General features: G+C 53.5%; 12 protein-coding genes. 4 read left to right on the forward strand and 8 right to left on the reverse strand.

Annotation, left to right across the window (positions count from 1 at the left end):
• The first annotated feature begins 129 nt into the window (after positions 1 to 129).
• Complete coding sequence (locus tag AC6I8N_RS11740; RefSeq protein WP_021182980.1) at positions 130 to 360, forward strand: DNA polymerase III subunit theta; 231 nt, start codon at positions 130 to 132, stop codon at positions 358 to 360.
• A 3-nt stretch (positions 361 to 363) separates the two neighbouring features.
• Entirely contained in the window at positions 364 to 1,032 is a 669-nt protein-coding gene (gene exoX / locus AC6I8N_RS11745) for an exodeoxyribonuclease X (protein ID WP_497829103.1), read from the forward strand.
• Here exoX and AC6I8N_RS11750 read toward each other — a convergent pair.
• Both AC6I8N_RS11750 and AC6I8N_RS11755 read right to left on the reverse strand, forming a co-directional pair.
• Entirely contained in the window at positions 1,026 to 3,089 is a 2,064-nt protein-coding gene (locus AC6I8N_RS11750) for a S9 family peptidase (RefSeq protein WP_497829104.1), read from the reverse strand. The two genes, exoX and AC6I8N_RS11750, sit on opposite strands and share 7 nt — an antisense overlap.
• A 120-nt stretch (positions 3,090 to 3,209) precedes the next feature.
• On the reverse strand, positions 3,210 to 3,863 hold the full coding sequence (locus AC6I8N_RS11755; RefSeq protein WP_208724169.1) for a tellurite resistance TerB family protein: 654 nt from the start codon (positions 3,861 to 3,863) through the stop codon (positions 3,210 to 3,212).
• 163 nt (positions 3,864 to 4,026) lie between these two features.
• Here AC6I8N_RS11755 and purT point away from each other — a divergent pair, with 163 nt between their 5' ends.
• Complete coding sequence (gene purT / locus AC6I8N_RS11760) at positions 4,027 to 5,205, forward strand: formate-dependent phosphoribosylglycinamide formyltransferase (protein ID WP_497829105.1); 1,179 nt, start codon at positions 4,027 to 4,029, stop codon at positions 5,203 to 5,205.
• Between the two features lie 38 nt (positions 5,206 to 5,243).
• Here purT and AC6I8N_RS11765 read toward each other — a convergent pair whose 3' ends face one another.
• The 5 genes from AC6I8N_RS11765 to AC6I8N_RS11785 form a co-directional block, all read right to left on the reverse strand.
• Positions 5,244 to 5,882 carry a bifunctional 4-hydroxy-2-oxoglutarate aldolase/2-dehydro-3-deoxy-phosphogluconate aldolase gene (locus AC6I8N_RS11765; RefSeq protein WP_208724168.1) on the reverse strand — a complete coding sequence of 213 codons (639 nt, stop codon included), beginning with the start codon at positions 5,880 to 5,882 and terminating at the stop codon, positions 5,244 to 5,246.
• Between the two features lie 141 nt (positions 5,883 to 6,023).
• Positions 6,024 to 7,448: a dihydroxyacetone kinase phosphoryl donor subunit DhaM gene (gene dhaM / locus AC6I8N_RS11770; RefSeq protein ID WP_497829106.1), complete on the reverse strand. Its 1,425-nt coding sequence runs from the start codon at positions 7,446 to 7,448 to the stop codon at positions 6,024 to 6,026.
• A gap of 31 nt (positions 7,449 to 7,479) precedes the next feature.
• Positions 7,480 to 8,103, reverse strand: coding sequence for a dihydroxyacetone kinase subunit DhaL (gene dhaL / locus AC6I8N_RS11775; protein WP_208724166.1), 624 nt, complete (start codon positions 8,101 to 8,103; stop codon positions 7,480 to 7,482).
• A 73-nt stretch (positions 8,104 to 8,176) separates the two neighbouring features.
• Entirely contained in the window at positions 8,177 to 9,241 is a 1,065-nt protein-coding gene (dhaK, locus tag AC6I8N_RS11780) for a dihydroxyacetone kinase subunit DhaK (protein ID WP_021182972.1), read from the reverse strand.
• 49 nt (positions 9,242 to 9,290) lie between these two features.
• Complete coding sequence (locus AC6I8N_RS11785; protein WP_208724164.1) at positions 9,291 to 10,019, reverse strand: MIP/aquaporin family protein; 729 nt, start codon at positions 10,017 to 10,019, stop codon at positions 9,291 to 9,293.
• A gap of 447 nt (positions 10,020 to 10,466) precedes the next feature.
• Here AC6I8N_RS11785 and dhaR point away from each other — a divergent pair, with 447 nt between their 5' ends.
• Positions 10,467 to 12,452 carry a dihydroxyacetone kinase operon transcriptional regulator DhaR gene (dhaR, locus tag AC6I8N_RS11790; protein WP_497829107.1) on the forward strand — a complete coding sequence of 662 codons (1,986 nt, stop codon included), beginning with the start codon at positions 10,467 to 10,469 and terminating at the stop codon, positions 12,450 to 12,452.
• An 86-nt stretch (positions 12,453 to 12,538) separates the two neighbouring features.
• On the opposite strand, the gene zwf is transcribed toward dhaR, so the two are convergent.
• The gene (gene zwf / locus AC6I8N_RS11795; RefSeq protein WP_021182969.1) at positions 12,539 to 14,014 is read right to left on the reverse strand and encodes a glucose-6-phosphate dehydrogenase; all 1,476 of its coding nucleotides are present in this window, start codon (positions 14,012 to 14,014) and stop codon (positions 12,539 to 12,541) included.
• Between the last annotated feature and the right edge of the window lie 353 nt (positions 14,015 to 14,367).

The following is a 14,367-nucleotide window of genomic DNA, read 5'->3' on the forward strand; positions in this document are numbered from 1 at the left end:
ATCTGCCGCAAGCGTGGCAGTAGGATACGCTGCTGTTCCGCAGGTGTCGATAGCTGCAATGCGCTCCCTTTTCCCTTGATCCTGAACGGGGAAAACATTACTTTTGCCCCTGTTTATCAGGAGAAAAACATGAGTCAAAACCTTGCCCTGCTGTCGCAGGAAGAGAAAGACAAAGTGAATGTCGATCTGGCGGCCGCTGGCGTGGCGTTTAAAGAGCGCTACAACATGCCGGTAGTGGCAGATTTGGTCGAAAGGGAGCAACCGGAAGCGCTGCGTGACTGGTTTCGCCAGCGTCTGATGCAATATCGTCAGGCGTCACTCAGCCTTTCTCGCCTGCCCTACGAACCGAAGCAGAAATAAGCCATGCTACGCGTAATCGATACCGAAACCTGCGGTTTACAGGGGGGTGTGGTTGAAGTGGCATCCGTGGATGTGATTGACGGGCAGATCCTCAATCCGATGAGTGATCTGATCTGCCCGGATCGCCCTATCAGCCGCCAGGCGATGGCCGTGCATCGCATCACTGAAGCGATGGTCGTGGGTAAACCCACCATTGAGCAGGCAATCGGTCGCTACTACGGCAGCCCCCATTACGTCGCGCACAACGCCAGTTTTGACAGGCGAATGCTACCGGAAATGCCAGGGCAGTGGATTTGCACCATGACGCTGGCGCGTCAACTTTGGCCCGGTCAGAAATACGGTAACCAGGCCCTGCGTCACAGCCTGAAACTGGACGTCACCCCGCCCGCCAATTTGCACGCGCACCGCGCGCTGTACGATTGTTACGTCACCGCGGCGTTGCTGATTCGCATCATGGAGAAGTCTGGTTGGGATGCTGAGCAGATGGTCAGCCGTTGCCAGCCCGCGCCGGTGGCCGATGATGTGTTCCCGTTTGGAAAATATCGCGGGCAAAGTATTGGCAGCGTGGCGCGCAAAGATCCCGGTTATCTGCGCTGGGTGCTGGAAAATGTGCGTGATTTGCGCCCACCACTGCGGCAGGCGCTGCGCAAGTACGTCAAAAATGATCAGTAGTCATGACGGTCTGGCAGAACACCCTGCGCCAGACCAATCAGGAAGGTAAACTCCTGCGCGACCCCTTCATAGGATTTAAAACGGCCTGATTTGCCACCGTGACCAGAATCCATATCGGTGCACAACAATAGCAACGTATCGTTGGTTTTTAGCTCGCGCAATTTCGCCACCCATTTTGCCGGTTCCCAGTACTGTACCTGTGAATCGTGCAGACCGGTGGTCACCAGCAAATGCGGATAGTCTTGTGCGGCCACGTTATCATACGGGCTGTATTGTCGGATGCTGTGATAATACGCCTCCTCCTCTGGATTGCCCCATTCATCATATTCCCCGGTAGTCAGCGGAATGGAAGGGTCCAGCATGGTGGTCACCACATCCACAAATGGCACCTGCGCCACCACGCCGTGGTAAAGCTGCGGAGCCATATTGATCACCGCGCCCATCAATAACCCCCCGGCACTGCCCCCCATCGCGTATAACCGTTGCGGGTGACCAAATCCCTTCGCAACCAGCGCTTCCGTGACGTCGATAAAATCAGTGAAGGTGTTCATCTTGTTGTGCAGTCGGCCATCGTCATACCATTGCTGACCCAGCTCGCCACCGCCCCGCACATGGATAATCGCATAGACAAAGCCACGTTCCAGCAAACTGATACGGCTGGTGCCGAAGCTGGCGTCCATGCTGCTGCCATAAGCACCGTAGCCATAAACCAGCATCGGGTTATTGCCCGTCTGGAAGTGCTTACGATGGTAGACCAGCGAAACCGGAACTTCCGTGCCATCGCGAACGGTTATCCAGTGATGTTCACTTTTATAATCATCCGGATTGAAACCCGGGACAGGCGTCTGCTTCAGCACACGCCGCTCGCCGCTTTCCATGTTGAGTTCAAATAACGTCGTTGGGGTGGTCATTGACGAGTAGCCGTAGCGCAGCGTATCGCTCTCCGGCGTTGGATTGTAGGCCAACCAGGTGACATAGGTGGGATCGTCAAAAGCAATGCCGGTGCTCTCACCGCTTTCCCAATGAATCTGACGCAGACTGGTCATCCCACGCGAGCGCTCTTCTACCACCAGCCAATGCTTGAACAGCTGAAAATCTTCCAGAACCACCTGATCGCGAGCCGGAATCAGCGTCTGCCAGCGATTTTCCGCCAACCAGGCGCTGCGGTATAAACCGAAATTCTTCCCTTCACGATTCGAACGAATATAAAACTGATGATTGTAGTGATCGATGGTGTATTCATGGTCGCGACGGCGTGGGCAAAAGACCTGGGGTTGAGCATCAGGATATTCCGCATCGATCAGCTGAATCTCGCTGGTGGTGGTGCTAAACAGCGCAATCAGGATGAAGTGTTCAGAGGTGGTTTTGTGCACGCTGAGATGGAACGTATCGTCCTTCTCCTCGTAGACCAGTTGATCATCAGATTGCGGATGCCCTAATTCGTGACGCCAGACCTGATAAGCCAGCAAAGTCTTGGGATGTTTACGCACGTAATAGACGGTACGCGAATCATTGGCCCAGGCGAGGCTGGAAGAGGCATCACTCAGCACCTCGGGATACCAGCTGCCGCTGACCAGGTTGCGAAAGCGAATGCCATACTGGCGGCGAGAAAGAAAATCCTCCGCCAATGCCATCACTTGATTATCCGGGCTAATCGCCAGCGCCCCCATAGTGTAAAAATCGCTGTGCGACGCGCGCTGGTTACCATCAAGCAGCAATTGCCATTCGGCATCGAGATCAGCTTCTTTCGGCTGGCGATAATAGGCCGGATATTCATTGCCGGTTTCATAACGACTCTGGTAGCGGTAGCCGTTTTTCACGTAGGGCACCGAATGATCCTGCTGAGGAATGCGGTCGATAATCTCTTTCAGCACCCGATCCTGTAGTGGCGCCTGCGTAGCCATCATCGCTTTGCCATAGTCATTCTCAGCATGCAAATAGTCGATCACCTCGGGATTTTCCCGATCATCATCACGTAGCCAGAAATAATTGTCGGTGCGAGTTTCCCCATGCAGGGTCATGTGGTGAGGGACTTTTTTTGCCTGAGGCTGATTCATAATGGTTCATTTCCCTGAAGAGACAACATTGTGCAAGCGTGGCACCGATCGCGCAGGAAGCCAAGCCATTGAGTACAAGGAAAATGTAAAACAAGGCCACCCAGGTGGCCTGTGCGGGGGTTAACTTGCGGGTAAGCTGGCTTTTTCAGCGGCGAGATCTTTTTGCATTTCGTCGCGTACATCCTGCGGGATCTTTAAGGCATCACCCAATGCGGTCAGGTAACTGCGTTCCATAAAGTGGTCGACATCAATGGCTGCGCAACTGAGAAAATAGAGTTCCAGTGCCTCTTCTTCATTTTTCACATCAGCCGCCAGCCAGTGCGGATCGAGCGGGCGGTTCATCGCCTGCTGAATCAGGGCTTCCGCTTGCGCGCCGTAACCCGCCTGATGAATATTCTGCTCAATCGCCGCACGTTCACGATCGTCGATATGCCCATCACTCTTGGCCGCAAACACCAGGGCGGTGACCAACCGTTCAGCACGCTGATCCAGCGGCGTTTGCACCTGGCCGAAACCCGGTTGATCCTGATGGGTTTCACGTACCCGTTGCTTATATTTATTCCACAGCACTGCACCCGCTGCGGCTCCACCGCCAATAATCAACGCCTGCCCACCGTACTTGGTCAGCAACTTACGGGAGGATTTGCTGGCAATCAGCAAACCCGCCAGCCCACCTAACGCCCCCGGTGCCAGCATGTCGCTTAACCCGCTACCCTTACCGCTGCTTCCCTGCTTTTTCAGTACCGATTGAATTTGCTGCAACCAGTTATTCATCGTTTAACTCCTGTTTAAGATCCGGGTTTCACATGCTGCCGCAGTGGATGTCAGGAAACGTCAGAACGACGCAAAGTAAGGCAAACGTTGCCGTGCTGAAAAGATGAGAACGCAAACGTTTTCGTATATACTGCGCGCGCATTTTGACTGCTAAGGTGAAATTATGACGACTCTCGGAACCGCGCTGCGTCCTGCCGCAACGCGTGTCATGCTGTTAGGTTCAGGCGAGCTGGGTAAAGAAGTGGCACTGGAGTGCCAGCGTCTGGGTGTGGAAGTGATTGCTGTCGATCGCTACGCCGATGCGCCTGCTATGCATGTTGCCCATCGCAGCCATGTCATTAACATGCTGGATGGCGACGCATTGGCCGCGCTGATTGCCCTGGAGAAACCGGATTTCGTGGTGCCGGAAATCGAAGCCATCGCCACCGAAAAACTGCTTGAGCTGGAGCAGCAAGGGCAAAAAGTGGTGCCCACCGCGCGCGCCGCGCGTCTGACTATGAATCGTGAAGGGATTCGTCGTCTGGCTGCCGAGGAACTGGCATTGCCGACTTCCACCTACCAATTTGCCGACAGCAAAGAAAACTTTGTTGCCGCCGCCAATGCCATTGGTTTTCCTTGCATCGTCAAGCCGGTGATGAGTTCTTCCGGTAAAGGCCAGAGTTTTATTCGCGAAGCCAGCCAGCTCGACAAGGCCTGGGATTATGCGCAACAAGGTGGGCGCGCCGGTGCCGGTCGTGTGATTGTTGAAGGCGTGGTGAAGTTCGATTTCGAAATCACGCTGCTGACCATCAGCGCTGTCGATGGCATACATTTCTGTGCCCCGATCGGCCATCGTCAGGAAGATGGCGATTACCGTGAATCCTGGCAACCCCAGCAAATGAGCGACCTCGCCCTGCAACGCGCGCAAGCTATCGCGGAAAAAGTGGTTAAGGCGCTGGGTGGTTATGGCCTGTTTGGTGTGGAATTGTTCGTGTGTGGCGATGAGGTGATCTTTAGCGAAGTGTCACCGCGTCCACACGATACCGGCATGGTAACGCTGATTTCTCAGGATCTGTCTGAGTTCGCGCTGCATGTCCGTGCCTTCCTCGGTTTACCGGTTGGCGCTATTCGTCAGTATGGCCCAGCGGCCAGCGCGGTGATTTTGCCGCAACTGGAAAGCACCAATGTACGCTTCGTAAATGTTGAAGCGGCACTGGGTGCGGGCTTGCAGTTACGTTTGTTCGGTAAGCCGGAAATCGCCGGTCAACGCCGTCTGGGCGTGGCGCTCGCCACCGGTGAGAATACCGATGACGCCGTTGCTCGCGCTATCAAAGCCGCAGCCGCGGTGAAAGTCGAAGGTTAACACCTGATGCGGTGAGCACCCGGCTCACCGCTCATCACTTATTTCGCGCCCGCTACCGCTTCGCGAGCCAGATGGGTAATACGATCCCAGTCACCCGCCTCCAGCGCATCGTTCGGCACCAGCCATGAGCCGCCAATACACAGCACGCTCTTCAGCGCCAGATAGTCACGATAGTTAGCCGGTGAGATACCGCCAGTTGGGCAGAAACGTACTTGTGGGAAGGGTCCGCCAATCGCCTGTAACGCTTTCACGCCACCGTTGGCCTCCGCCGGGAAGAATTTAAACTCGCGCAGACCGTAATCCATACCCGTCATCAGCTCGGATACGGTGCTGATACCCGGAATCAACGGCACCGGGCCTTCTACGGCGGCTTTCAGCAGCGGTTCGGTGATACCGGGGCTGATGACAAACTGCGCGCCCGCGTCGGTCACTTCTTTCAACTGCTGGGGGTTGATAACGGTTCCCGCCCCGACAATCGCTTCCGGAACTTCTTTAATCATGGCACGCAGCGCATCCATCGCCACTGGCGTGCGCAGGGTCACTTCCAGCACGCGAACACCGCCCGCCACCAGCGCTTTAGCCATGGGTACGGCGTGTTCGAGTTTGTTTACCACAATCACCGGAACAACCGGTCCGGTGGTCAGGATCTGTTCTGCACTTGTTTTCCAGTTTTTCATCACGTTTCCTAAGGGTTTCAGTCAGGCCGTAGCTGGCCCGCAGGATGTTCCTGAGCATTACCATACAAGATCGGCGTGACTTACGTCTATCGGTGACGCCAGGTTTTTGAAACCACGGTTCAATTCAGGATGATGAAAAGGTTATACCGCCATGATCTCGCCGGAATCCGTTGCCAACTGCACTCGCGTGCCATCCTGCCATTGTCTGGTACGCTTGCCGTTGCGATCGAAAAACACCGCGATCCCGCGTGCGGCGGCCAAAATCGCCGCATGAGATTGGGCACCGATGGTGGTAAAACAGACGCCCTCAGTCAGCGTGCTGTCTAAGGCCATAATTTCCGAGGGCAAGAGATAATTAGCGATAATTAATGTGGGCGAATGCGCTGGCGGCAGAGTAGACAGAGGATGGCCGAGCAACAGCCCCAGCACCCGCATACCAACGTCATAAACATCGATATACCGTTCACGCAGATACGTATCCTCAATCGCCCGGTATTCATCGGCCATCTGGCTAATCACGCCAAGCCACAACTGCTCGACAGGTGCTGGTTGTTGCTCCAGCCGTTCAAGGGTGGTGTCGAACAACTCGCCATCTTCCAACATCATCTGGTGTGCGGAAAAAATTGCCGCCTCATTGTCCGTCAGTTGCTCAGATGTGGTGGCAATCAATATCTCCAGTTCCTGCTTCGCCGCCGCAATCGCCTGACTCAGCCGGGCAATTTCGACGTCTTTTGCGGCCACTGCACGTTGCGTCAATTGTGGCAGGTCACGTTCGATGCGGCAGATCGTCACCGCCAGCACGCCGGACTTTTTTTTCACCACCGCCTCCGGCCCCGCGTTGTCATCGCCAAATTGCGTTGCTGCCAGCGCGGCAAATGCATCGATTGCCTGCTGCGCCTCAGGTCCATGAGCGTGCAACGTAATGACATCACCACATTTGATGCCCAACAGCGCCACATTGTTCATGCTCTTGGCATTCAACACACGATCGCCATTGACGATTTGTACCTCCGCATCAAATTGATTCAGACAACGGGCAATCGCCGATGCCGGACGGGCGTGAATGCCGGTCGGATTGGTTATTGTCCAGGAAAAGCTTTTGCTGCCGTTGTGCGTGTCAGTTGGCGCCACCGGGAGCGGCATCGTTGGCAACGCCTCGCTCTGCCCCAACTGGGCGTACTTTGCTGTCAGCGCCTGATGTGCCTCTGCCATCACCTGTTCAACCGATTGCCCGGATGCCGCCGCGACCGCTGCCGCCACCGTGCCTTCCACCAGCGGCGCTGCGCAAATCTGTACGCGTGCCATCTTTTCCTCGCCAAGCAGCTCTTTCGCCATGTCGGTACTGAGGATCGCGCTTCCCATATCGACCATCACCAGCACATCGTCATCCAGCACCTCCTCAATGGCCATCATCACCGCGACCGGATCAGTACCAATCGGGTTTTCAGGATCATCAATGCCAGCCGCCAGGGCGAACTTTACTTTTCCCTGCGTCATTTGTGACGCCAGCTCAATCACGCCTTCAGCCAGCTTCCTGCTATGCGAAACCACCACAATATTGACCATAGTTGGATCACCTTATTGAGGACCACGTTTGTTAGCCAACAACCTCACAAAGTGTTTTAAATAACAGATAACTGGAGGTCGCACCGGGGTCCTGGTGTCCGATAGAACGTTCACCAAGATAACTTGCACGCCCTTTTGCGGCCCGCATCGGAATGGTGCTTTTCATCGCGGCCTCGGCCGCCACTAATGTGCTATTCAATGCACTGGTTAGCGGAGCTTCCTGCTGGGTTTGCAACGATGAAACAATGGCCGACAATGTATCCACCATGGTTTTATCACCCGGGTGTGCCATCCCGCGTGCGATGATACGCTCCGTGCCTTCGCGGTACAGGTTGTATAAATCCGTCACCGTTAATTCTTCTTTCGCCATGACACATTCGGCGGCTTTCAGGAAAAAAGTGCCATAGAGTGGCCCGCTGGCACCGCCAATGCTCGACAACAACACCATCCCGGTATTTTTCAAAATGGTGCCAATATCCTTATCTTCCAGCGTCGGCAGTTTCTCTTTTACCTTTTTGAAGCCACGATTCATGTTCAACCCGTGATCGGCATCGCCGATTTCGCGGTCCAGATTGGTCAGAAACTCTTGCTGCTGCTCAAAAACCGTTGCTGAGGCATCCAGCCAATCAATCACCTGTTTTTTGCTTACGACCATTGTTATCCCCCACAGAATGCTCTCTTCCCGCGTCACAGCGGCCTGGCTTTACTGACCAGACCGCGACACCAGGTTACATTTTCCAGCGTAACGCTGGGGTGCTGACCGGAAAATCCCACAACGTCAGCATCTCTTCGTCGACTTTCAACAGCGTGATCGATACCCCCTGCATGTCGATGGAGCTACAGAACGTCCCCACCAGGTTTCGGGCGATATGGATGTTGCGCGCGGTCAGGATTTCTGCCGTTTTGCGGTACACCGCATACAGCTCTGATAACGGCGTGCCACCCAACCCATTGACCAGCACAATCACGCTGTCCTGTTCATTTAACGGCTCGGTAGTCTGGCTGTTTTCCACCCACTCGCCTTTATCACCGTCCCACTGCCGCAACACGCGACTGTAGGGCGTATTGTCGAGAATTTCGTTGAGCATCTCTGTGACCAGGGTATCGCAGTCACTGTACTTCTCGCGGCGGATACCCGGTTCACCGTGGATACCAATACCAAATTCAATTTCATCATCAGCTAAATCAAAACTTGCCCGGCCCGCAGCGGGCACCGTACAGGCCGACAATGCCACACCGATTGAACGCCCACGGTTACCAATACGCGTCGCCAGTTGCACGCATTCATCCAGGCTGTAACCCTCTTCCGCCGCTGCGCCCAGAATTTTCTCTGCCAGCACCGTCGTGGCAACACCACGACGACCTGCGGTGTACAGGCTATCTTTCACCGCCACGTCATCGTCAATCACCGCCACCTGTACCGGAATGCCCTCGCCATGCAGCAATTCAGCGGCGGTTTCAAAGTTAAGAATGTCGCCTGTATAATTTTTAATCAGCAACAGGATGCCGTTATCGCTGTTGACCTTTTGCGCGCATTCGTACATCTGATCGGGAGTTGGCGAGGTAAAAATATGTCCGGGGCAGGCACCGTCCAACATGCCAAAACCGACAAATCCACCGTGCATCGGTTCATGCCCTGACCCACCACCGGAAATCAGTGCAACCTTCGGTTTATCGGTGCGGCGACAGACATAGAAAGGTTCGATATTGACCGTTAATTCCGGATGCGCCAGGGCAAAGCCTTCAAGTTGTTCCCTGACAACATCATCAACCTTGTTGATTAACTTTTTCATCAATCTTTCCTCGTCATGTCCCCAGGCCGGTGCGGCCTGGGGGCGACTGTTATGGGGTAGTTAAGAGAGGTAATAAGAATTTGTATAATAGAGAGCCGACCGCACCGCCAATTAATGGACCGACAATCGGCACCCAGGCATAGCTCCAATCGGAACCGCCTTTGTTTTTGATCGGCAATAACGCATGCGCGATACGCGGGCCAAGGTCACGCGCCGGGTTGATCGCATAGCCGGTAGGTCCGCCTAATGACAAACCGATACTCCACACCAACACGCCGACCGCATAAGGCCCAAAACCACCGGCAATACCGTTGTGCGAGTTGAAAATCGCCAACACGCCGAATACCAGCATCGCAGTACCGATAATTTCAGTGACCAGGTTCCATTTATAGTCGCGGATAGCAGGACCGGTACAGAACGTGGCGAGAATTAAGCCGGGATCATCGGAAACATCATAATGGCGCTTATACGTCAGCCAGACGAGGATAGCGCCAAGAAACGCACCCACCAGTTGGCCGAGCATGTAAACCAGCACCATTCCCGATGGAATGCCGCCCTGAAGCCAGACAGCCAATGTCACTGCCGGATTGAGATGCGCGCCGCTGATCCAGCCGACGGCGTAAACAGCGACCGTCACCGCAAAACCCCACCCTGCAGTAATCACAATCCAGCCGCTACTTCCTCCCTTGGTTTGTTTTAAGACCACGTTGGCCACCACACCGTCGCCAAGCAGAATCAACAGCATGGTGCCGACCATTTCTGATAAAAAGATGTTCATCTTCCTTTCCTTTTATTAACAGTTGATATAACTGGTCGTCTTATGCAAGAACATGCTGAGAATAGAAAGGGAGAAAAAGGCTGTAAAAAATATTTTTTTGTTTAATTCAGAAACGTTATTTTTTCCGGGAAGGTTGCAAAAAGAAACATAATGACGGATGAAAACAGGGTTATTTGAACCCGGTCATACTGTATTCAAAGATGTGAGATATTTCACACCAGCTGTTTAAATAAATAAAAAACAAATTAAATACAATTGGTTAGTTTAAAATAATAGTGAACATTGATGCGGGAAACTATTTCCAGATCGCTGTCACAAATTGGCACGCTGCTTTACCGGGAAGTGTCAAAATACACTACATATAGCGTTATGCTCCGCGCCAGTGATCGGCTCTTACCCTGACAGACTCAATTAATAGCTGGGCCATTTTCAGCAGGAAGGCAATGCATGCGTCTCAATATGAAAGCAATATGGCGGGCATTCATCGCCAAGGACCCGGAGTTATATAACAACCTCACCAGTCTGGACCGCCCGGACATCAAACCCTGGCTGAAACAATCCTGGCTGCGTTGCCGACGCCTGTTGCGTCACGATCACTGGCCACAACAACTTTATGCCCGAGGCATAACCTTTGAGTCGCTGTGCCGCAACCAATCCGAAATGCTGAATATCTCATCCCCCATCATCGAAGATATTTTCGAATATCTTGATGCACCGGATTGCGCCATCTTCGTGACCGACGAAACCGGTTGCACGTTGAAGTTTTATGCTACGCCGTCGATGGCGATCAGGCTGGCACCACTCGGGATTCGCGAAAGCATTTATTGGCGCGAAGGCATGATGGGCAATAACGCCATCTCCAGCGCATTGTTGTTGCATGAAACCCTCAGCATCAAGGGTTATGAACATTTCAACCGACATCTGCACCCGTTTGAGATCTGCGCCGCACCGGTGTTCGACAGCGACAGTACGCTGATGGGGGCGGTGGGGATTATTTTACTTAGCGCTCAGGAGAGCGCCCCGGCGCTGGGGTTGGCGCTGGTGCATTCTATTGAGCAACAGATCACCGCCAAACTGAATACCGATTTGATTCTGGCTGAGTCCAATCAACATCTCAGCGAAGTTCACGCCCTGCTGGATGGCGTGGAGGAAGGGGTACTGGCATGGGATAATAAAGGCACTATCCTCTATCTCAATATCCACGGTAGCGACCTGTTCGGGGTCAAAAGTGAAAAAATTCTCGGCAAAAATATTCACGATATCATCAAGCTACCGCAAAGCATTCTCAATGCGATCGCTCACAATCGTGAGGTCGATCTATTTGAAACCGCCATCGAATTTGCGGGTACCTTCATCTCTCTGGCGATTTCACTGAAAATCGTCAAGGGACCGAACAATACCTCGGATCGTTATATCGCCCTGATGCACCCGATTGATCGCATCCGCGAGTTGGTCCATCGCCATAGCGGTATTGGTGCTCGGCTCACCTTTGATGACCTTGATTATGTCGGCACCTCAAATACCATTCGCCGCGTGGTGCGCCTGGCGCAACAGGCGGCGAAAGGTCGAGGTTCGGTGCTGCTTCATGGTGAGGAAGGGCTGGGTAAGTCCTATCTGGCTCAGGCCATTCATAATGCCAGCGAACGTCAGGATAAGCCCTTTATCACCATCAACTGCCAGGCAATCCCGCGCGAAACCATGACCAGTGAGTTTCTCGGCGGCATCGTCAATGGCGACAAACATGTGATCTCAAAGTTTGAACTGGCCAAAGGCGGCACGCTTTTGTTGGAGAATGTGGAGTACCTGACCACCGAAGTCCAGACCGCCCTGCTGCAACTGCTGAAAACCGGCTTGCTGAGTAAGGCCAACCAACTGCTGGTACCGTTGGATGTACGGCTAATCACCACCACCAGCGTCGATATTAATCAGTACGTGGATGAAAACCGTTTTCGCCGCCATTTGTTGTATGAATTGCAGTCGTTCGATATCCATATCCCCCCTTTGCGCGAACGCAGTGAAGATATTCCGGCGCTGATTAAACGTTATCTGAAGATCATGAGCCGTGAAGTCGACAACAATCTGTCGTTGTCAGAGGATGCGCTGCAACTGTTGACGCGTTACAGCTGGCCGGGAAATAACCGCGAGTTACGCAATGTGCTCGAGCGGGCTTTTAGTTACAGCGATGGCGCGGTAATCCGCGTGAAAGATATTCCCCTGGCGCTGATTGAACGCATTCGCGATCTGGCTACGGTCCCGCCATCGAATGGATTGCATAGCCTCATCGATATGGAACGTGATGCGTTAATTAAAGCCGCCGTCCAGTGTCAGGGCAAAGCCATAAAGATTACTCAGACGCTGAAGATCAGCCGCACCTCATTATGGCGCAAGCTGAAAGCCTTCAATATTCATCTGGAGGATTATAAATCACGTTGAGTTAAGGCATATTGCGTAGCGGCACGATTATCGTGCGCGTTTTTCACGCACGAGATTGCGCGAAAAATCGCGCCGCTACCATTCTGTTACTCGAACTCGTTCCAGGAACGACCGTCGCGGGTGATCATCGCCACAGAGGCAACCGGTCCCCAGGTACCTGCCTGATAAGGTTTCGGTGCATCCGCATCGGCGCTCCATGCGTCCATGATGGAGTCAACCCAGGTCCATGCCGCTTCCACTTCATCACGACGCACAAACAGCGCCTGAATGCCACGCATGGTTTCCAGCAGCAGGCGCTCATAAGCATCCGCCAGATGGGACTGATTGAAGGTTTCAGAGTAGCTGAGGTCCAGTTTGGTGGTCTGCAATTTGTGTTTATGATCCAGACCCGGCACCTTGTTCAGGATCTCGATATCCACACCTTCATCCGGTTGCAGACGAATCGTCAGCTTGTTCTGCGGCAATTCAGCGTAGGAATCTTTGAACAGGTTCATTTCCGGGTTCTTGAAGTAGACCACCACTTCAGAACACTTGGTCGGCAGTCGCTTACCGGTGCGCAGGTAGAACGGCACGCCTGCCCAGCGCCAGTTGTCGATATCGACACGGATCGCCACGAAGGTTTCGGTCGCGCTCTGCTTATTCGCGCCCTCTTCCTCCAGGTAGCCAGGAACTTTTTTACCCTGGACGAAACCGGCGGTGTACTGGCCACGCACGGTTTTGTCGCGCACGTTGCTCTGGTCGATACGACGCAGCGAACGCAGCACTTTGACCTTCTCATCACGAATCGCATCGGCGCTCAGATCAGACGGCGGTGACATCGCGATCATGGTCAGGATTTGCAGCAGATGGTTCTGGATCATGTCACGCATCTGGCCTGCTTTGTCGAAATACCCCCAACGGCCTTCGATACCAACCTCTTCAGCCACGGTAATCTGTACGTGGTCGATAGTACGATTGTCCCAGTTATTCACAAAGATCGAGTTGGCAAAACGCAGGGCCAGCAGGTTCAATACCGTTTCTTTACCAAGGTAATGGTCGATACGGAAAACCTGGCTCTCTTCGAAGTATTTACCGACGCTGTCGTTAATCTCCTGAGAGGTTTCCAGTGAGGTGCCCAGCGGCTTTTCCATCACCACGCGTGCCGGTTTGGCGTTCAGTTTGGCTGAACCCAGGCCTTCACAAATCGCACCAAAGGTGCTCGGCGGCATCGCGAAGTAGTTAATGGTGACGCGATTTTTCTGGTCGAGCATTTTGCCCAGACGAGAGAAATGCGAGGTGTCGTTGACGTCGAGGTTACAGAAGTCGAGACGGCTGCTGAGTTTGTCCCACAGCGCTTCGTCGATCTTCTCTTTCATGAAGGTTTCCAGCGCTTCACGTACCACTTTGGTATACGCGTCTTTGTCCCACTCCGCGCGCCCCACACCAATGATCCGTGTGGTTTCGTGAATCTGACCGGCTTTTTCCAGCTGATACAGTGAAGGCAACAGTTTCCGGCGCGCAAGATCGCCTTTGGCACCGAAAATCACCAGATCGCATGCCTGGGCTGTTTGTGTTACCGCCATTTTCCTCTCCTCGTTGCAGGATATACCCGGTCGAGCGTCCTCATTTACCGGGTCCTTATTGTAATTTTCTTACAGCACAATGTACTTTTTTCCCGGTTCCAGGACAACCCGAACGGGGGTGTTGCATCAGATAACTCTGCACGCCATTTGCGACTAACGTGTGTTGTCGCGTGCGCTTTCAGCGCTTTTTTCTGTTTCGCGATTTGTCGGGGAAAACCTGGTGCGCGTCAAAGTATGACAAAAAAATCACGTTTACATTTATCCGCTGCTGCGTGCGACCGCAGTTTACACGGTATATTGTTCTGAACAGAGCGCCCTTTCATCCAGGAATGAAATTGGCAAAAGTGGTGAGT

Source organism: Pantoea sp. X-Soil-TKNS-1279 (assembly GCF_059730565.1).

Coding starts and splice junctions, on each gene's coding strand:
- dhaK (WP_021182972.1), bottom strand. CDS start 9,241: ATGAAAAAGTTAATCAACAAGGTTGATGATGTTGTCAGGGAACAACTT.
- AC6I8N_RS11785 (WP_208724164.1), bottom strand. CDS start 10,019: ATGAACATCTTTTTATCAGAAATGGTCGGCACCATGCTGTTGATTCTG.
- zwf (WP_021182969.1), bottom strand. CDS start 14,014: ATGGCGGTAACACAAACAGCCCAGGCATGCGATCTGGTGATTTTCGGT.
- AC6I8N_RS11750 (WP_497829104.1), bottom strand. CDS start 3,089: ATGAATCAGCCTCAGGCAAAAAAAGTCCCTCACCACATGACCCTGCAT.
- exoX (WP_497829103.1), top strand. CDS start 364: ATGCTACGCGTAATCGATACCGAAACCTGCGGTTTACAGGGGGGTGTG.
- dhaM (WP_497829106.1), bottom strand. CDS start 7,448: ATGGTCAATATTGTGGTGGTTTCGCATAGCAGGAAGCTGGCTGAAGGC.
- dhaR (WP_497829107.1), top strand. CDS start 10,467: ATGCGTCTCAATATGAAAGCAATATGGCGGGCATTCATCGCCAAGGAC.
- dhaL (WP_208724166.1), bottom strand. CDS start 8,103: ATGGTCGTAAGCAAAAAACAGGTGATTGATTGGCTGGATGCCTCAGCA.
- purT (WP_497829105.1), top strand. CDS start 4,027: ATGACGACTCTCGGAACCGCGCTGCGTCCTGCCGCAACGCGTGTCATG.
- AC6I8N_RS11765 (WP_208724168.1), bottom strand. CDS start 5,882: ATGAAAAACTGGAAAACAAGTGCAGAACAGATCCTGACCACCGGACCG.
- AC6I8N_RS11755 (WP_208724169.1), bottom strand. CDS start 3,863: ATGAATAACTGGTTGCAGCAAATTCAATCGGTACTGAAAAAGCAGGGA.
- AC6I8N_RS11740 (WP_021182980.1), top strand. CDS start 130: ATGAGTCAAAACCTTGCCCTGCTGTCGCAGGAAGAGAAAGACAAAGTG.